19 protein-coding genes are annotated in these 17,999 nt (G+C 66.1%); 9 read left to right on the forward strand and 10 right to left on the reverse strand.

Features of this window, described 5'->3' with window-relative positions:
• Positions 1-30 precede the first annotated feature (30 nt).
• The 3 genes from C8D87_RS43210 to C8D87_RS43225 all read right to left on the reverse strand — a co-directional run bounded on the left by C8D87_RS43210 (position 31) and on the right by C8D87_RS43225 (position 2,282).
• Positions 31-504, reverse strand: a complete 474-nt coding sequence (locus tag C8D87_RS43210) for a hypothetical protein (protein ID WP_146772087.1) — start codon at positions 502-504, stop codon at positions 31-33.
• A gap of 359 nt (positions 505-863) precedes the next feature.
• A complete protein-coding gene (locus C8D87_RS43215) occupies positions 864-1,412 on the reverse strand; it encodes a hypothetical protein (protein WP_233442562.1) in 549 nt (182 codons plus the stop codon).
• A gap of 228 nt (positions 1,413-1,640) precedes the next feature.
• A complete protein-coding gene (locus C8D87_RS43225) occupies positions 1,641-2,282 on the reverse strand; it encodes a prepilin peptidase (protein ID WP_112232348.1) in 642 nt (213 codons plus the stop codon).
• Positions 2,283-2,510: 228 nt separating this feature from the next.
• Here C8D87_RS43225 and C8D87_RS43230 point away from each other — a divergent pair, with 228 nt between their 5' ends.
• The 3 genes from C8D87_RS43230 to C8D87_RS43240 all read left to right on the forward strand — a co-directional run bounded on the left by C8D87_RS43230 (position 2,511) and on the right by C8D87_RS43240 (position 6,475).
• Positions 2,511-4,772 (forward strand): helix-turn-helix domain-containing protein, encoded by a 2,262-nt coding sequence (locus C8D87_RS43230; RefSeq protein ID WP_112232350.1) that lies wholly within the window; start codon positions 2,511-2,513, stop codon positions 4,770-4,772.
• Positions 4,772-5,989: an FAD-binding protein gene (locus tag C8D87_RS43235; protein ID WP_112232352.1), complete on the forward strand. Its 1,218-nt coding sequence runs from the start codon at positions 4,772-4,774 to the stop codon at positions 5,987-5,989. Before C8D87_RS43230 ends, C8D87_RS43235 begins: the two co-directional genes overlap by 1 nt.
• A gap of 114 nt (positions 5,990-6,103) precedes the next feature.
• Positions 6,104-6,475: a DUF6355 family natural product biosynthesis protein gene (locus tag C8D87_RS43240; protein ID WP_112232354.1), complete on the forward strand. Its 372-nt coding sequence runs from the start codon at positions 6,104-6,106 to the stop codon at positions 6,473-6,475.
• Here C8D87_RS43240 and C8D87_RS43245 read toward each other — a convergent pair.
• Positions 6,472-7,191: a helix-turn-helix domain-containing protein gene (locus tag C8D87_RS43245; protein WP_112232356.1), complete on the reverse strand. Its 720-nt coding sequence runs from the start codon at positions 7,189-7,191 to the stop codon at positions 6,472-6,474. The genes C8D87_RS43240 and C8D87_RS43245 overlap by 4 nt on opposite strands.
• A gap of 3 nt (positions 7,192-7,194) precedes the next feature.
• The gene (locus C8D87_RS43250) at positions 7,195-7,542 is read right to left on the reverse strand and encodes a zinc finger protein (protein ID WP_112232358.1); all 348 of its coding nucleotides are present in this window, start codon (positions 7,540-7,542) and stop codon (positions 7,195-7,197) included.
• Between the two features lie 267 nt (positions 7,543-7,809).
• Here C8D87_RS43250 and C8D87_RS43255 point away from each other — a divergent pair, with 267 nt between their 5' ends.
• Together C8D87_RS43255 and C8D87_RS43260 are read left to right on the forward strand one after the other, a co-directional pair.
• Positions 7,810-8,988 (forward strand): helix-turn-helix transcriptional regulator, encoded by a 1,179-nt coding sequence (locus C8D87_RS43255; RefSeq protein ID WP_112232360.1) that lies wholly within the window; start codon positions 7,810-7,812, stop codon positions 8,986-8,988.
• Between the two features lie 6 nt (positions 8,989-8,994).
• Positions 8,995-9,735 carry a 5-formyltetrahydrofolate cyclo-ligase gene (locus C8D87_RS43260; RefSeq protein ID WP_112232362.1) on the forward strand — a complete coding sequence of 247 codons (741 nt, stop codon included), beginning with the start codon at positions 8,995-8,997 and terminating at the stop codon, positions 9,733-9,735.
• 57 nt (positions 9,736-9,792) lie between these two features.
• Here the strand turns inward: C8D87_RS43260 and C8D87_RS43265 are convergent, their stop codons facing one another.
• Positions 9,793-10,377 carry a hypothetical protein gene (locus tag C8D87_RS43265; protein ID WP_112232364.1) on the reverse strand — a complete coding sequence of 195 codons (585 nt, stop codon included), beginning with the start codon at positions 10,375-10,377 and terminating at the stop codon, positions 9,793-9,795.
• Between the two features lie 345 nt (positions 10,378-10,722).
• On the opposite strand from C8D87_RS43265, the gene C8D87_RS43270 reads away from it, so the two are divergent.
• Positions 10,723-12,003, forward strand: coding sequence for a helix-turn-helix transcriptional regulator (locus tag C8D87_RS43270; RefSeq protein ID WP_112232366.1), 1,281 nt, complete (start codon positions 10,723-10,725; stop codon positions 12,001-12,003).
• A 4-nt stretch (positions 12,004-12,007) separates the two neighbouring features.
• Here the strand turns inward: C8D87_RS43270 and C8D87_RS43275 are convergent, their stop codons facing one another.
• Positions 12,008-12,649, reverse strand: coding sequence for an HAD family hydrolase (locus tag C8D87_RS43275; protein WP_112232368.1), 642 nt, complete (start codon positions 12,647-12,649; stop codon positions 12,008-12,010).
• A gap of 79 nt (positions 12,650-12,728) precedes the next feature.
• Entirely contained in the window at positions 12,729-14,096 is a 1,368-nt protein-coding gene (locus C8D87_RS43280) for a helix-turn-helix domain-containing protein (RefSeq protein WP_112232370.1), read from the reverse strand.
• 189 nt (positions 14,097-14,285) lie between these two features.
• On the opposite strand from C8D87_RS43280, the gene C8D87_RS49025 reads away from it, so the two are divergent.
• Positions 14,286-15,089: a hypothetical protein gene (locus tag C8D87_RS49025; protein ID WP_112232372.1), complete on the forward strand. Its 804-nt coding sequence runs from the start codon at positions 14,286-14,288 to the stop codon at positions 15,087-15,089.
• A gap of 197 nt (positions 15,090-15,286) precedes the next feature.
• Here C8D87_RS49025 and C8D87_RS48795 read toward each other — a convergent pair whose 3' ends face one another.
• A complete protein-coding gene (locus tag C8D87_RS48795; protein WP_267899934.1) occupies positions 15,287-15,418 on the reverse strand; it encodes a hypothetical protein in 132 nt (43 codons plus the stop codon).
• Here C8D87_RS48795 and C8D87_RS43290 point away from each other — a divergent pair.
• Entirely contained in the window at positions 15,368-16,333 is a 966-nt protein-coding gene (locus tag C8D87_RS43290) for an acyl-CoA dehydrogenase family protein (protein ID WP_233442568.1), read from the forward strand. The genes C8D87_RS48795 and C8D87_RS43290 overlap by 51 nt on opposite strands.
• Positions 16,334-16,363: 30 nt before the next feature.
• Here C8D87_RS43290 and C8D87_RS43295 read toward each other — a convergent pair whose 3' ends face one another.
• Positions 16,364-16,882, reverse strand: coding sequence for an NUDIX domain-containing protein (locus C8D87_RS43295; protein WP_233442563.1), 519 nt, complete (start codon positions 16,880-16,882; stop codon positions 16,364-16,366).
• A gap of 252 nt (positions 16,883-17,134) precedes the next feature.
• Between C8D87_RS43295 and C8D87_RS43300 the strand changes: the two genes are divergently transcribed.
• Positions 17,135-17,995: a helix-turn-helix domain-containing protein gene (locus C8D87_RS43300; protein WP_112232376.1), complete on the forward strand. Its 861-nt coding sequence runs from the start codon at positions 17,135-17,137 to the stop codon at positions 17,993-17,995.
• Positions 17,996-17,999 lie beyond the last annotated feature (4 nt).

Raw genomic sequence — 17,999 nt, forward strand, 5'->3', positions numbered from 1 at the left:
ATCGTCGGCACGCTCGGGTGTTTCTGGGAATCAGCGGGAGTTGAGGGCTTGGCTCTCGGCGACGCGCAACGTCGTCGACGCTGTCGTCGTCAGGCCGGGGAAGACGCCGCTCTGTCCGGCGCCGGACCAACGCACGTTCCACTGGACCGTGACGGTGGCGGCGTAGAGCCCACCGGGCAGGTGCGTGGAGGAGCGCCGGTAGGTGTGGCCGCAGTCAGGCGAAGCGCACTTCGGATCGTGGCCTGCGGTGAACGGCGTGCCCGGACCGGAGCACTTCACGGTGGAACCGTCGCCCGTGGACCACGTCGCGGCCGTGGGCTCGGCGACAGCGGTCACGGTGATCCCGGGTACCGAGGCGCTCGCTGAAGTCGTTCGCCAACCTTCGCGCAGCCACAACCACGTTGGGAGGTGCACCAGCTGCTCGGCGGCCGGGTTCACCGCAATCGAGGGTGCGGGCAATCGCAGGCGGCTCTTGGCCATGATCGCCACTTGCTCTGGGGTCATCGACGGCTCGGCCTGTTGCCCGGCAGGGATCCAGACCGGTGGCCGATTAGCGGTGTCTTTGCCGTCGGCCGAACACAGGAGACGGAACCATCCTCCTGGCCCCTCCGGCTGAGGAGAAGCAGGATCTCCGTGGTCGACCGGGACGTACCTGCATTCGAAGGCACCCGAGGCTTCTTCGTGCGCCACCGTGCCGGACACGCTGGGGCGGGCTTGAGCCTCGGACATCTCCGCGATTAGTTCGCAGCCCGGCCCTGGTTTCGTCGAGCAGTCGACCGAGCCCCAACCAGGATCACCTCGGGCTGATGAGGCAGTGGCCACGAGTCCGGCCAACGTGATCGACATGGCGATTGCGAGACGAGTCAGCATGATCCGACCCCCTGCACCGCGAACCGAGTCACGCGCCAATTGCCGTCGGGCTGAGCCTTGACCTCGGCGAGGATGGAGCGCCGGCCGCCACCTTGACCGTCCGCGGGCTCGTTGGTTCCCCGGCGGTACTTCAACCACCCGCTGTCGTCGCCACAGTCCCTGATCTTCACGGTCGTCACCACGCCGCCGGAGCGGTCCACATTGGTCACCTGAGGATCGCTCTTGGGAGATCCCTTCGTGACCAGGCCCTTCCGGTCATCCTCGGCGAGGCTGTTCTTGATGACGACGAGCGCATCGCCGGTGGCGTACTCGGCCAACCCCGGTGCCTCTGAGTTCGACGTTTCGCCGGCCGCCGCCATCTCACGCCACATCGCGAGGTAGGCGTCGACTGCCTTGCGCTCCGGAGGAGTGGGCAGCGGGGCGACGCTCGTGGCCGTTGAACTCGAAGTGGCGCCCGGCGGCGTTGAGCTGTTGTTGCCCGCGCTGCACGACGCGACGGCAACGACGCCGAGAATCGCGGCGACTCGTGCGGTTCTGGTCATCGCGGCCTCCAAGTTGATGGTGGGGCTGAGGTGGGCGCCGGGGGAGCAACGACGCCCACCTCGATCGGAACGCCCGGCTTCGAGCTGATGTCCGGGCGGAGGTACTGGTTCAGCGACGTGAGCACTATCAGCAGGAAGACGGCGGTTGCGCGGTGCAACGCACGTTGCGCCTCGTAGGCGATCACGGGGTACTCGTCCCTGAACGGTAGGCACATCACGCACCGCCCTTCAGGCCAGCACGATCGCGCCCATTGCACTGGCAATCAGAAACGGTCCGAGCGGTAAGGGATCGCCGCGGCTGATGACGCGGCAGGCACGAAGAACGCGCATGCTGGCTGCCGCGATGACGAACGCACTCAGGAGCCCCATGAACAGCTGCCGCCAGCCGAACCAGCCCAGGACGAAGGCGATCGGGGCCAGGAGCACGATGTCGCCGAAGCCGAGCCCCTGGCGTGAGCCGACATAGACCGCCAGGCCGGCGGTGGTCACCACGGCAGTGGCCAGACCTGCACGGAGCAGCGGTTCGAAGTCCGACCGAAGCAGCGCCAGGAACGACAGCTGGATGACGCCGCCCGCGAGCAGCGCACCGTTGATCTGATGCGGCAGCCGGTGGACGGTCGAGTCGATCATCGCGAGAAGCAGCCCGACGATCATGAACCACGAGAGTGCGTTCGCCTCCAGCGCCATCTCGGTAGCGACGCAGCTCAACGCGATGCAGAGGAAGCTGCTTGCGGCCGCCAAGGGCATCCATCCGCACCTCGTCACGGCGTTCCACGACAGCTGCTCGTCGTGCGTGACCGTGCGAGCTATAGCCATCACGACCGGTCCGGCAACGGCGCCGAGAAGCCCGTAGGACATCCAATGCGACATCGCAGCTCCCTCCGCTTGGAGGTCCTCCAAGTCGAGTCGATCTGATCAACGAAAGTTGTCGTTCGACCGGGTGGTCTCCCACGCGTGACAGTCCGGAATCCGAGGCGAAGTGGGGCTGGGTCGACATACGCTCACCTCTCACCAGGGGGTTGCACTGTTCGTAGTCAGGAGACGACGTTCAGTGTTGGCAGGATCGAGAGCGATTGGCCAGGGGAGGGGCGTCTCCAGATGAACAGCAGACGGCAGCAGACGGGTGTCGAAACGACCGAGATGACCTTCGGGCAGTTGCTCCACCTGCTCCGGGAGGACCGCAAGCTCTCGCTGAAGGAGTTGGCGGGCGAGGCGAACGTCAGCAAGGGCTACCTCAGCAACCTCGAGCACGACATTCGCAGCCCTTCTGCCGAGATCGCGGAGGCGATCGACCGCGCGCTCGATGCCGGTGGTGAGCTGGCTGATCTCGCGGTGCCAAGGCCGCGCGCGAGAGCAACTCGTGAACGCATCCGCCCAGCTCAGCTACCGGCCGCCCTGCGCTCCTTCGTTCCGCGGCGTGAGGTGCTTGAACAGGCCTCTGCCGCACTCGCCGCGCACGAGGGGTTGATCGCCTTCGACGGTCCGGCCGGCGTTGGCAAGACCGCCTTCACGGTGCACTGGGCTCACACCATCGCGCCGGAGTTCCCCGACGGAGTGCTGTTCACCGACCTCCGCGGCTACGCGGCAGACCCACCGGAAGACCCCGCCGTCGTACTCGGACGGTTTCTGCGAGCCTTGGGCACCTCACCCCAGGACATCCCGAGCGACCTCGACGGCCGAGTTGCCCTGTACCGGACGTTGCTGGAAGCGACCCGCACGCTGGTGGTGCTGGACAACGCGGTTGATGCCGAACAGATCAGGCCGTTGCTACCGAGCTCACCGCGGTCGTTGGCGCTGGTGACCAGCCGTAACAGGCTGTCCGGTGCGGTCGTGCACGACGGTGCCGTGCGAATCACCCTGCATCCGATGAGTTCGGACGAGGCGCTCGATCTGATGCGATCTGTCCTGGGCGCTCGGGTGGATGGTGACCTCGCTGCCGCGCGGGTCATCGCTGACCGAGCTGGGCGTTTGCCGCTCGCGCTGCGCATCGCCGGGGAGCGCGCGAACCTGCTGCCGACCGTCCCACTCCGCAAGCTCGCCGACGAGCTGACTCGTCGCCAGCCGCTCGATGTGTTGGCCGCTGACGAGACACTGGCCGTGAGGACCGTGTTGTCGTGGTCTCACGACGCGCTTCCTGGACCGATGGCCGCGACGTTCAGGCAGCTCGGCCTCCATCCCGGCGGTCCGATCAGGATCGAAGCCGCAGCCGCGCTCATCGGGCTCTCACCGCTGCAAACTCAGGGCCACCTGTCCGCCCTGGCCACCGTGCACCTCGTAGAGCAGACCGCACAGGACAAGTTCGTGATGCACGACCTCGTGCAGGCGTACGCCCTCGAACAGGCTCGCGAGCTCGCCATCGAGGAGGCCAACCGTGCCGCTCTGTCGCGTCTGGTCGACCTCTATCTGAACACCGGAGCCGCGGCGATCCGGATGCTATGGCCCTCCCGGCCTCGAAGGCCGCTCGACCTGCCTCAAACCGACGTGCTCACGCTGACCTTCCACCGCCCCGCTGACGCGGTCCGATGGTTCGAGGACGAACTGCAGCTCCTCGTTCGCCTGGTCCGATGCGGGGCGCGCTGGAACATCACCTCGGTCGCGTACCTGCCGGTGGTGGTGAACGAGATGTTGTTCCACCGCCGTGCCTGGTCGTGGTGGGTGCCCGCGTTGCGGGACGCACTGGAGATGGCCCGGCGGGGTGGCCACCGTGACGCCGAGGCGTGGGTGTTGGAGACGCTCGGCGACGCGGGCATCGACGAGTTGAAGGCGGCCTCGTCAGCCGGCCTGTACCGGCGAGCCCTGCAGATCAGGACCGAGTTGGGCGACCTCAGCGGTATGGCCGCCTGTCACGTGGGCCTTGGCCGCGCTTGCTACCAGCTCAACGACCTCGACGCCGCAACCACGCACCTTGAGATCGCTCGCCGGCTGAGCACGGAGGCCCAGGACCAGTGGGAGTTCGCGGTGGCGTCCGCGCACCTGGCATCCGTGCTGGCCGCCTCTGGCGATGCCGGTGGTGCGCGATCTCTGCTCATGGCGGTGCAGACGATCTTCGACGAGGCAGAGGACCTGATGTCCTCGGGGTGTACCTCGACCCTGCTGGCAGGCCTGGCCGAGTCCGGTGGCGAGTACGAAGTTGCCCTGCACCACCTGAAGAACGCGTTGCGCACCTTCAACACGGTCGCCGATGTCTGGAGCCAGGCCCACATCCACAGGCGCATCGGTGACCTTCACGCCGACCGCGGCAACCTCCACGCTGCCCACCGGTCGTGGTCTGCAGCCGCGGAACTGCTCAGCGGCAACCCCGAGCCGACCGCAGCTGGGCTGCGAAAACAGTTGATGGAGAGTCTCAAGGAGGATGTCTAGTGCACCAGGCGCTCAGCACCATGCCCGCGCTCACTGGAAGTCTGGACGCTGATGAAGACGCGCTCGCATGGGCCGCGCACGACTACGGCGACACCGTTCACGACCGACCGACAGCCGTCCTGCGGCCCGCCAACACGGCCGACATCAGCACGGTGGTCAAGCACGCTGGCGAGCACAACCTCGCCGTCGTCCCACGCGGACAAGGCCACTCCACAGGAGGACAAGCCCAAGCACGCGGCGGAGTCGTCATCGACATGACCGCCCTCTCCTCGATCCATGAGATCGGACCAGACCGGGTCGTGGTCGACGCGGGCGCGAAGTGGAGCGACGTCCTACGCGCGACCCTGCCGCGCGGGCTCACGCCGCCAGTGCTCACCGACTACCTCGAACTGACCGTCGGCGGCACCCTGTCCGTCGGTGGCCTGGGCGGAGCCAGCCACCACCACGGTGCACAGACCGACAACGTACTTTCGCTCGACGTCGTCACCCCTACCGGCGACGTCGTGACGTGTTCACCGAGCACGAACCGAGCAGTGTTCGACGCGGTTCGCGCAGGCCGGGGACGCAACGGAATTATCACCCGCGCCACCCTGCGCCTGGTCCGAGCGCCGGAAACCGTTGCCTGGCACAAACTCCACTACGGCACCATCGATCAACTCGTTGCCGACCAGCGCCACCTGGTGGCTGCTGGGATGTTCGACTACGTCGAGGGCCAACTCAAGATCCGCGAGGGTCAGCACGTCGCTGAAATTGAGGCCGTGACGTTCACCGGAACCAGCAGCGGGCGGGGCCATCTCGATGGGCTGTCCTTCCGCGATGTCGAGACCCAGGCGGCGAGCTACTGGGAGTTCGTCGATCGGCTGGCACCCGGCGAACCTCTCCTGCGCGAAGCCGGGCTCTGGGACTCTCCACATCCATGGTGCAACCTTTTGGTGCCCAGCTCTGTGGCGGAGGATCTGCTCCGCCACGCCGACGGCGAGCTTGGCGCTGAGCTCTACAGCGACTTCGGGCTCGTCCTGGCCTACCCGCTGCGCACGGACAGGATCACCACGCCTCGGCTATGTCTTCCAGATGGCGAGCTGGTGTTCCTGATCGCCGCACTGAGGTACGCGCCATCTGAGTCACCGGAGATCGTTGCGGCGATGCAGGAGGCCAACGACAAACTGATCACCAAGGCCCTCAAAGCCGGCGGAACCTTGTACCTCGATCCGCTTTGAGTCGAGCGTCTTCCGTCTGCTCCGCACGAGCAGACGGAAGACACCTTCCAAATCCGTTGTGGACGCCCGAAAACTGAAGTGAACCAACCACTTCAACCGAAGGCGGAACCAACGATGAACCGTCGACTGGCCAGCGCCGCCACCGCTCTGGGCGTGCTTCTCGTCAGCAGCGCGGTCGGCATGATCGACCGAGCTGCTGGCTCAACAGCGAAGGCGATGCCGGCGTACTGCGGCTTCCTCGAGCTGGCCGAGCCGCAGGGTGAGCTCACGGCCCGCTACTACCACTGCGGCAAGCACTTCATCCTCATCAGGTTCCACTGGAGCCAGGGCAGCACCGGAACCAGGTGCATAGAGCCATGGGGCACGGACAACTTCTACAAGGACGGGCCGCACAAGGTCGTCAACGCCTACTACATCAAGACGCCGCCGAACCTCGTCGGTCCAGTCGATGACCTGAGGTGCGCGCTATCGCAACCTCGTGCCTAACTGGACTGTGGACGTATGAGTGCTTTCGTTCGTGCGGCCTCGCGGAGACGTCGTTCCGCGAACTTGTGCGTGAGCACAGCGCGGAACGTTGGCTCGGCGATCTTCAGAACCTGCACCTGCCGGTCGGCCTTCGACTTGCAGGTGGAGCGGACGATCAGCTCGACCGGGTCCACTCCGTACACGAGCGCGAGCTCGGCGAGCGTGATCAACGTCGGCAACGCCTTCCCGTTCTCCATCTGGGACAACTGAGAGACGGAGAGAGTCGGCACCTTCGCGGAGACCTCGGCTTGACTTGGTCCGGCCGCGATACGGGCGTCGCGCAGTGCTTTGCCGAGCGCGACTGGATAGGGCTGTTGTGTGGAGAAGTTGCCCAGAGCTCGATCGATGTCCAGTCCGCGTTCTTCGGCCAGCTCCCTCAAGTCGCCATCGTCGGCCTGCTGCAGCAACGCACGTGCCCGTTGAACGCTTTCGCCGAGCAACCAGAAGTGATCTTCGGCTGGGAACGTCTCCAGATCTGTGCGCCGACACAGCAGGCCGACTTTGGTGAACCGGCGGAGCTGGTTGAGCAGATCCGGGTGAGTGAGCCGGGTCAGCTCCAGGAGTCGCGCCACGGTGTGCTCGGTGCTGACACGCTCCAGGAACGCTGCCAGGACCACACCGCCTTTGCGCTGCCAGGACAACCGCCCGTCCTTGGCGATCCTGTCGGCAATCCTCATGACCTACGACACCTGCTTCACGGCCTGATAGATCAGCGCCGTGTCGATCAGGAGCGCCAGCACATCGATCTGTTCGTCGTTGTGCGGCATGCTGACGGCTTCGGGGCGGTTAGCCGGCAAGTCCTCTGGCGTTCGGCCGTCCCGCGGCCACGGCAGGATGTGTTCGTGTGCCCGCCACGCCAGGTCGCACTCGGGGCACGTTGGCCAGCAACGCACTTCGTCCGGCCACTTGTCAGAACCCGCGGTCACCTCGACGCCGCACAAGGTGTGGCCCACGTCGTTGACGGCGAGTTCCTGCGGTATCGCGTGGCGGGCCCCGTCGTGGGGCTGCCATTTGTAGCTGCGAGCCATGCCCGATCACTTCCCGTGAAACATGTACGCGACCAGCGCACGTGATGTCGGCAGTGATCCACGGAAATCGACACAACAGTGAAGAACCAGCACGCGGATCTATCCCGCACCTAGCAGGAATCTGCCATCCGGCGCCCCTGCCTGCGTAAACAGGAGGATGCCCTGACTGGGTGAAAATAAAGTTCTCCGGGCGGAACGACTGTTCGACAGGTGTACGGAGCTAACCTGTGCAGGCACAATGCGCCGAATTCGCGTCAGGGGAGACCGATGGCGACACCGAGGGAAGGTTTGGCTGTCCGCCGCAAGGCACTGGGGTATTCGCAGGAGCGGCTGGCGGAGATTCTTGGAGTCACGGTCGGCACTGTTGGTCGTTGGGAACGGGGCGAGTCGGCGCCAGAGGCGTGGCGTCAGCCGCGTCTGGCGAAGGTGCTCGGTCTGTCGACTGTCGAGGAGCTGATCGACCTTCTGCACCCGCGCGACGAGGTGCCGGCGGCCGAGAGTTGCGACGTTGACCGGCTCGAACGGGCGCTTGCGAATCCGTCCGAAGTCGATCTCGTGACGGTCGCACAGCTTCGTGAGCGTGTGTCGCTGTTGAGCGTCCGCTATGACGGTGAGCGATCGACAGGCTTGTTGGCTGAGGCGGGACAGGCGCTCGGTCAGACCCGATTGCTGCGTGAACACGCACGCCAGTACCGAGTTAGGCGGGACCTGCTCGCGGCGGAAGCAGAAGCCTCCACGTTGATGGGCCAGTTCGTCTGGGACGCTTCTCAACGTCGTGACCACGACACGGCAAGGGAGCACTTCACCACGGCGGCCGAGGCGGCCCGTGGGATCAACGATCCGGTGCTGGAGGCGGTCGCGCTGCTGCGGACTTCGTACGTTGAGCTCTACGGCACCGAGGATCCGGCTGAGGGACTCGTTTTGACTGAACGCGCGGCTGAAGTGGCGCGCGGGCACAGTGAAGTGCTGACGGGACTCGCAGATCTCCACGCTGCCGAAGGGCACGCGATGCTCGGCGAGCGTCTGGCCTGTGAGCGTTCTCTGGAGCGGGCGCAAGACCACTTCGGACGGATCTCGGACGACGAGCCGGTCGTGGAGATGTTCTCAGAGACCCAGTACGGCCGTTTGGCAGGATCGTGCTACCTGCGCCTGCACGACGCGACGAGAGCTCAGTCGACGCTGGAACGGGTTGCCTCTCAGGCGCCGTCCCGTTCGAAGTCCCGGACCATCGTGCTGGCCAATCTGAGCCTGGCGCATCTCCAGCTGCAGGATCTCGAGAACGCTGCCGCGGCCCTGCACGTCGCGATCGACTGCGTTGAGGCGACGTGGGGCGGCGGCGGTCTCAAGGTGATCTTCGGCGCGGCTCAGCAACTACGTCCATGGCGGAAGGAGCCTGTGGTAGATCAGGTGTATGACCGCCTGTTCACGATGATGGCGGCGTCGTAGAAAGGATTGCCTGTGGCGAATCCGGACGAAGCCAAGAACGAGGTTCGGCACCGCGTCTGGGATCTGCTCGCCGAACACCACGCGGCTCCGCCGGACGTGCACGGGTCGATCCCGAACTTCGACGGTGCTGAACTCGCTGCAGCACGGCTCGCCGAGCTTCCGGCCTGGAAGCAGGCACGCGTCGTGAAGGCCGTGCCGGACAAGCCCCAGGCACCGGTCAGGGCACTAGGCCTTGAGCAAGGCAAGTTGCTCTACGTGGCGGTCCCCAAGATGGCGGCGGCGAAGCCGTTCTACGAACTCGACCCCACCAAGTTGCCGGTATCGCCGGCGGAAGCGGCGGTGCCGAAGAAGGCTGCGGCCTTCGCCAGGACCGTTGACACAGACGAGATGCCCCCGATCGATTTCCTGGTGTGCGGGTCGGTCGCGGTCAACCGCCGGGGTGTCAGGTTGGGCAAAGGCGCGGGATACGCCGACATCGAAGTCGCCTTGCTGCAGGAGGCAGGGCTGATCGGCGACGCGACGACGATCGTCACGACGGTCCACGACCTTCAGGTGATCGAGGGTGAGCTGCCGGAGACCAGCCACGACTTCTCCGTCGACGTGATCGTCACGCCGACCCAGGTCATCGAGTGCGGCCCGCCTCGACGGCCGGCGGGCATCCTGTGGTCGGAGCTGGACCCGGCCAAGATCGCCGCTATTCCGGCTCTCGCCTCGCGGGCAGAACAGCGCCCACGATCCGGTCGCTGACCATCAGCTGGTCGCTCATTCCTTTCCAGCGGTGTTTGGAGACCTTGTCGACCGACGTCACGATTCGTCCGTGTCCGCGAGACTTGGCGCAGCGTCGCGCGAGGGCTCCGCGGAGCGCAACGCCTCACCGAACCATGCAGCATGGCGCTCCAGCTTCCGCGCTGCTGAGTCGACCAGGACGACCAACACTTCGAACGCGCCGGGGCCGCCCAAGAGAGACGCAGCGCGCCGGATCGCGCCCGCATCCCGTGCCGCGTGTGCCGACACGAAGGCGGACGCGACCTTGACGTTCTCTTGCCATGCTGCGCGGTCGTCAGCGTCTACCTCGTCAGGGATGGCGAACACGATCGGGACCGCGACGGGTGAGACGAGTTGGTCCAGTGGGACGCCGTCGAGCAGGACCCTCGCCAGGATGCTTGCTGCTGAGACGACAATCCGCGGATCCGCGTGCGTGACGACCGACTGGAGCGTGCGCTCCACAAGCTCGGGTTCTGAGCGCAAGTGGTGGCCGAGCGCGCGCAGGCCCCAGGAGGCTCCGAGCCCGCTGTCGGCGTCTTGTCGAAGGCGGGCCTCATCCTGTGCGATCTGCTCTACACCGCAGGGCTCGTATCCGTCGTCGGCGGATTCGAGATCAGGCCCCATGAATAGCGGCCTCGCGGGTGCGACGCGGATCGTGATGCTGCGCTCCGTCGTGCGGTTGCCATTTGTAGCTGCGAGTCATGCCCGATCACTTCCCGCGGACTTGTGCGCGATCTGCTTGCGCGATGTCGGTAGTGATCCACTCAAATTGCCGTGCCACTGAGAGTCCAGCCCACGAATCTGCCACGGATCTAGCACCGATCTACCATCTGGTGCTTCTACCTGCGTGAACACGTAGATGCCCTGATTGGGTGAAGCTGAACATCTTTGGGCTGAACTGATGTTTTGCGCATCCTCCAAGCTAGGCTGCTGGTGAACTATGCGGCGCATTCACGTCAAGGGGGATCGATGGTCACGCCGAGGGAGGCGCTCGCGGCCCGCCGCAAGGCTGCGGGATTCTCTCAGGAGCGGCTTGCTGCGCACCTCGGCGTCACTACCGGAACTGTCGGACGGTGGGAACGTGGCGAGGCCACTCCAGAACCGCCGACGCAGCGGCGGCTCGCGCGGGCGCTCGATCTCACAGGTGTCCAGGAGCTGCTGGAGCTTCTCTATCCGCAGAAGTCGTTGCTCACGGCGGTGGACGAGCGTGTCGAGGTGCGGTCGACCGGCAGTCGAGCAGGCCAGCCAGGACGTGATCCTCGTAGGGCGGTCCAGACCGGACACAGCCTCGACCGCGTGCACGGCGTTGTACCGCTTGTCCGGCGGGCACTCGACGCTTTCGACCTTCCAGATGACGGGCCTACGCGGCCGCTCGTCGAGATCAGCGCAGACGTGGCCCGTGCCAACGAGCACCGTCTTGAGGCCAGGTACGGCGCACTTGCGGACGCTCTGCCGGACCTCCTCGCAGAGCTGGCGCGGGCGGGTCAGGTCGCCAAGGAAGGCCTGCAGCAGCAACAAGTCGCGTTGCTTCGTGCTCTCGCGCTACGCGCTGCAGACGGTATCGCGTTCAAGTTCGGATACCTTGATCTCTCAGGTCGCCTCATCGACCTCATGCGACAGTCCGCAGCTCAAGCGAACGACCCGCTGCTCGTGGCGGCGGCTGAATACGTCCGCACAGAGACGTTCTTCGCGAGTGGCGATCTCAGCACTGCCGGTCGAGCGCTCCTCAGGGCTGCCAGTGCGTTGTCGTTGTCCAATCTCGACGATCAGCACGTTGCTGCCGCCTACGGATCCCTCCACATGCGAGCCGCAGTGGTGGCAGGGCGGATCGGCGACCCTCACGCGGCCAGAGATCATCTGCATGAAGCGAGCGAGGCAGCCAAGAGGGTTCCCGAAGGCGTCTACCGCGGCACTGCTTTTGGGCCGCAGTCGATTCGCATCCACGAACTCGCGGTGGCCACTGAGCTGCGCGACCCGGTCGGCGTCGAGCGGGCCGCGACATGGCACCCGTCGGCGGAGCTGCCCGCAGAGCGCCGTTCGCACTACTACATCGAGCTGGGCAGTGCGCAACTCGATCTGGGCCACCATGAAGAGGCTTGTGTTTGCATCGAGATGGCGCGTGAGGCGGCTCCTCAACACACGCGAGAACATCCACAGGTCAAGGGGACTCTCGCTGCACTTCTCCAGCGTCGTCCTGGAAACAGCAGAGTGGTTGAGCTGGCCGCTTGGGCGGGCGCACGGGCGATCTGACCTTCTAGTCCGTGAGCAGCGCGGGAAGTTCGTCGAGTGAGTTGATGACCCAATCGGCATCCCGTTGCACCAACGGATCGTTGGCCCACAGGTATCCCCAGGGTCCGCGACGGATCAGCGCGGTATGTAGTCCTGCGGCCTTCGCGGCAACGATGTCGTTGTCCCGGTGGTCTCCCACGTACACGATCTGCTCCGCGGGTGCTGCAGCAGCTTCGACGACGCGATCGAAGAAGGTCTTCGAGGGCTTGGCAACGCCCCATTCTCCGGACGTCGCGACGAAATCGACTGGCAGGGCAAGGGCTCGGAGCAATTCGGCTGCACGGGCAGTCTGGTTGCCGGCAATCCCAACCCTCAGCCCAAGGCCGCGCAGTGCCGCAAGGCTTGGCCGCACGTCGGGGTAGAGGTCCTGCTCCTCGATCTGTTCGCCGAGTCCTGCGTCCTCGCGCAGCTGCCGCTGGTGCGCGACATCGAAGCCTGGGCGGAAGTACTGGAAGGTCTCCGCGTTGTCTCTTCCAGCGGCGGTTACTGCGCCGAGAACGGTCGAGAAGGTGTGTCGCGGTACGCCGATCCAGTCGGCCCACGCGCCCCACTCACGCGAATCGTCCAACAGCGTTTCGCCGACATCGAAGACGACAGCAGTGACCATGCACCCACTCATACGCCATGGAGGTGCGCGGGGCGAGCGCTTCGCCCGGTTGAGTTGATGTTGCGGCGGCGTGCAGCGTCTACGCGACCGCGCCCGTACGTGCGGCGAAGGCTTTCAGGCCGGGCAGAGCGTGTGCTGCCGGGTGTCGCAGCAGGCCGATGGTGATCAGCTGGATTGGTTTGCGGTACCTGACCTCGTCGGGGGAGGCGTGTTCGGCGGCCAGCAGCGCGCGGAGGGCGTGCTCGGGTTTGTTCCACTCGTGGTAGGCATGGGCGACGTCGGACCAGTAGCGAGCGCGCCGTTCGGCCACGGGGATGGCGGCCGGGTTGATCTTTTTTGCGGCTTCGACAGCGGTGCCGTAGTCGCCGAGGGCCCGGGCGACGCTGATCCGGTACAGACCGACACCGGTGGGGCCGAAGGCGGTGAACCGGTGGTTGCTGTCTGTGCCGAGCCTGGTAGCGGCCTCGACCGCTTCGGCGGTCAAGCTGAGGGCGGAGTCGCGGTCGCCGTCGACGGCTGCGGTGTAGGCAGCGGTCGACAGCAGGGATCCGTACACCGACAGGTGCTCTGGCCCGCGGTGCAGGCCAGGCTGCAAGGTCTCGATGGAGCTGAAGATCAGGCTCTGCGCGGCGTCGGCGTGTCCGGTTCGACGCAGCACGATCGCCCAGGCGCGGTGCGCGGCGGCTTGGGTCAGGACGTCGTCCGTGTCGTGGGCCGCCTGTACCGCGCGGTCAGCTGTGATCAACGCGGACTGCGTGCGGTCGAGTTTGACCATCAGCTCGGACGCGAGCGTGTACAGGTCGGCCAACAGGCCGTTGGCCTCTGCAGGATTCGTCGCTTCCGCGCGGGTGGCCATCGCGGTCGACAACACGGCGGGCAGCCTGGAGGCGGACTCGGTGTAGTGGCCGAGTTGGAACACTGAGCGCACTGCAGCGACTTGCCGGCGCAGCTCCGTGACCCCTACCGGGGCAGCACTCGTTGAGGGCGGAGCGAGCAGAGCGCGCTCGAGCGCGCTTACCGGGTCGCTCTTGGCCCAGGACGGTGCCCCGGCACCGAGCACCGCGGTGCCGGCCAGACTGGTCAGCCCCGCGAGCAACGTGCGACGACGCATGGGATCGGTCTCCTCGTCCGGCGCCAGGATGACGTTGACCCTAGCGACGGGACGCGGCGCGTGCACGGACCGTGATGTTGTGTCGGTGAGCCCGAGCAGGTGCGGCGGAATTTGCAGAGCCCTGGCCAGGCATCGCAGGACCTGAACGTCGCGCAATGGCTGCTTGCCGCGCTCCATCCGCGACAGCGTCGAAACGGAGTAGCCGCACTTCGCTGCGAGGTCGGCGAGCGTGAGAGGGGTGGCGAGACGGACCGCGCGCACGATCGCCCCGAGGTCCCCGGAATCGACGGCGACTCGGACCTCTTGGGTGTCCCAGATCGCGCGAGTCCGGTCCATCGCCTGCACTCCTCACTCAGAGCAGGGTGTTTCAGCGTATCCAAACGATCACAGTCCGTGCCAGCTGATTTGCGCAGCCTGCAAATGGTTGGGCAAGTTCAGCAAGTTTCCTGGTCAGCGCGGTGGAGGAGGTCGTGTTCTAGGTGCTGCCGCGGCAGCTGACCGTCCTGCTGCGGGAGGAGGGACGACATGGCCACCCCAAATACGTCGCAGCAGAACTTCTCTGCCGTTGGCCGAGAGATGACTGCGGCCGAGCTCGACCACGCGGGCTTGTTGCATGCGGAGAACAACGTCGTGATCAGCCGGTACGCGATCTTCGTGCCCATAGACGAACTGGGCACACCTCGCCCGGTCGTGATCCGCGCTGGTGCAGTGATAGAGCCGTTCGCCGTCGTGCACGGCGGCACCACCATCGGCGAGCAAGCCCGCGTCGAGGAGCACACCGTCGTCGGCAAGCCTGAACTCGGCTATGCCGTCGGCAAGATCCGTCCTGGCGTTGGCGGCGGCACTGTGATCGGCGCCGGAGCGACAGTTCGCTCCGGCGCGGTCGTGTACGCCGAGGTCGGAATTGGGGTGAACACGCTGATCGGGCACCACACGCTGCTCCGTACCGCGGTGCAGGTCGGCGCGGACGCGCAGCTGGGTCACCACCTCACCATCGAACGCGAGACTCGCATCGGTCGCGACGTGCGATGCTCACCGGGCTCGCACATCACCAGTTCCACCGTGCTCGCCGACCGAGTGTTCCTGGGGGCTGGCGTGCGCACGATCAACGACAAGACTCTGACCTGGCGCGATCCGGATCGTGAGCCGATCCTCGCAGCACCGACGTTTGACACCGAGGCTAAGGTCGGCAGCGGTTGCGTCGTGCTGGCCGGCGTGACGGTTGGCGAGTGCGCCCTGGTCGGGGCTGGCTCCCTGGTCACCCGCGATGTCCCGCCAGGAGCGTTGGCCTACGGCCATCCGGCCCGTGTGCAGGGAGAAGCCCGGTGAACCCGGCCATGCCCAGCGGGCCCGCTACGGCAGCCGAGGCGATCACGACCTGGCTTCGGCCACTCCGGCCACTTCTCGATCCCTGTGGCCGGATCGACTGGAAGCGGCTCGCCGGAGTTGCGGAGGCCTTGGACCGAGTGCTCATGCATTGTTCGGTGGGCGCGAATCTGCAGGCGGGTGTGGAGCGCAGCCGCCGCCTACGCGCGATCCGGCAGGACCTGGCCCGCCATGTCGACACGACCGGCGATCCCGACCTGTTTCAGCTGCTGACACAGTTCATGTGTGGCTACTGCGACATCGATCTGCGCGACACCTTCGGACTCGGCCACGGAAGGCTCATCGCCCGTCACGGAGGTGCCCAGACACGGCAGCGGTGGATCCCGCGGCTGCTGGCGGGTGAGTTGGCCGGGATCGCCGTCACTGAGCCTCACGGCGGGTCCCGCCCAGCGGAAACTCAGACCTGCGCGGTCGCAGGGCCGGATGGAACTTGGAAGGTGACCGGTCGCAAGAGCTGGATCAGCCGTCTGACCGAAGCCGCGGTGTTCGTGCTGTTCTTCCGAACCCCTGACGGCGGTCTGGCCGCCGCCGCGGTCGACGCCACTCAACCAGGTTTGCACCGGCAGCCGATTCCGCCGACGGGGCTTGCCGGCTGGACATGGGGCGTCCTGGACCTCGACGAGGTGAAGATCCGCCAGGAGGACGTCCTGCACGGGGACGGGATGCTGCTGTTGCGTGAGCACTTCGCCGGCTATCGACCGCTGGTCACCGCCACCGCGCTCGGTGGGGCGGCGGCGGTCTTCGACGCCGTGACCGCGCGGCTTTCCGCTCGGCAGGCCGCAGGCGACCTGCATCGGCTGCGCGACTCCGCGCTGATCACCCTCGGCCGCACGCACGTCCAGCTCGCGACTGCGCTGCTGGGCGCCGTCACAGCCTCCTACCTGGCCGAAGGCGGACACCCTGCTGCGGAACTGTGGGGCGCGGCGACGAAGGCTCATGGCATCGACACCGCCAACTCCGCCACTGCGGAACTCGCGCTCCTGCTTGGCGCGTCCGGGTTCCGCGCCGACTGCCGGACCGCCAAGACCCGTCGGGACCTGGGTGGACTGCTCTACGCCGACGGCATCCACGACAGCCTGTACCGGACGGCGGGCAAGCAGCACACGGCCACAAAGGACTCCGCAGGCGATGTCACCGCGGTTCCGGCGCCACGAGATCGGCCGGCCTCGGTCGCGATGACCGCCTGATCAGTGCGAGCAGGGGACAGCAATTCTGGACTACGCGATGCGCTGTCCCTGCTCGCACAATGCGGTGGCGCCCTGCTCGGCAGCATGCAGCGCGACGGTCAGGCGGTCGGCCAGCAGCGGCTTCACCTTGCTGCGGGCTTCGTCGAGGCTGTGGAAGCCGGCGGAGAGGATCTCCCCGTCTGTGAACATCATGCCGACCAGATCGGTCTCGTCCAGCACACCGCCGTCGAAGACGAACACCACGCCCTCGGGGCGGGAGTCCTGCGGCCGCACGTAGTCCACGACCAGCAACCGGCCGAGTGGTCGCTCCCATCCCAGCTCCTCGGCGAGCTCGCGGGTCGCGGTCGCCCACGGTGACTCGTCGGCCTCCACTGCGCCACCGGGGATCTCCCAGTTCGGCTTGTACGACGGCTTAAGCAACAGAACCCTGCCTGCTTTGTCGCGGAACAACACCCCGGCGGCCATGCGCTTGCGGGCCAACCCGGCTACGTACTGCTCGACAGGCAGGATTCCGTTGATACCAGGTGCTGCGGACTCCGATGTGGTCACCTGCGGCACCCTAGCCAGCTCAACCGCGGTGGATTCCGCGGGGGAGCGGACGTCGGTTCTCACATCGGTGCGGGTGATCACCCGATCGTGCCTGTCCGGTCATTAGCGCAATTTTCGCAGGTAGCGGCCTGTGGGTGTGGGATTCCTGCTAGATCTCTGCCAGATTCATGAGCTGGCGTGAATCTGCGCGGGCGCGGTTGGCTGCTGGTGTCTGTCAGGACAGACCTCCAGTTACTGCAAGGAAAATGCACGATGCCGAAACGATTCTCCACGGTACGAGGCCGTGAGCTTGGCAATGGTCTCCGAACTGCCATCGCAGCCGCGGGCTTCACTTCGCGTGCGCTCGCAGAGCGGGCCGACTGGGATGAGGCCAAGCTTTCGTGTCTGGTCAACGGCAAGGGCGGCGTCAGCGATGTCGAGTTGGGTGTGTTGCTGGGCCTGTGCGGGGTGAATCCCGTCGAACGAGATCACCTGCTTTCGCTGTTGCCGGTTGCGCAGGTCAAGAGCTGGTTGCAGGAGCACGGAACTTGTCCGCCTGTCTACCATCGCACGCTTGCGGAGAATCTCGCCGCGGCGAAGACGTTGATCAGCTGGCGCGGAATCGCGTTGCCGGAGTTGCTGCAGACGCCTGCGTACATGCGTGCGGCGATCATGGCTTCGCCCACGGTGCCCGGGGCTGAAGTGGAAGCGCGAGTGAAGGCCCGGCTGAAGATGCAGGAGCAGCTTCGCCGTAGGGGACTGACTTGCACGTTCTACATCCACGAACTGGCGCTGAGCCTGCCGGTCGGTGGGGGAGAGGCTCGACAGGAGCAACTGCATCACCTGTTGCGCGTGGCCGTGCGCCCGAACGTCGACATCCGGATCGTGCCGACGGCGATCGGCGCGCACGTCGGGATGGACAGGCCATTCACCCAGCTGACCTTTGAGAAGTACGAACCCGTGGTGTGCGTGGAGTGCGAGACCTCCACCGCGTTCATCGAAGACGAGGCCTCGATCGAAGCCTACGTAGAGGTTGTCCGCGCGCTGAGCGAGTCCAGTTTGGACGCGGATGAGTCCAAGGCGCTGATCGCCAGTCTCGGCGAGACGCAATCGCCGCTCGGGGAAGCGGTCTGACTGC

This window comes from Lentzea atacamensis (genome assembly GCF_003269295.1).
GTDB lineage: Bacteria > Actinomycetota > Actinomycetes > Mycobacteriales > Pseudonocardiaceae > Lentzea > Lentzea atacamensis.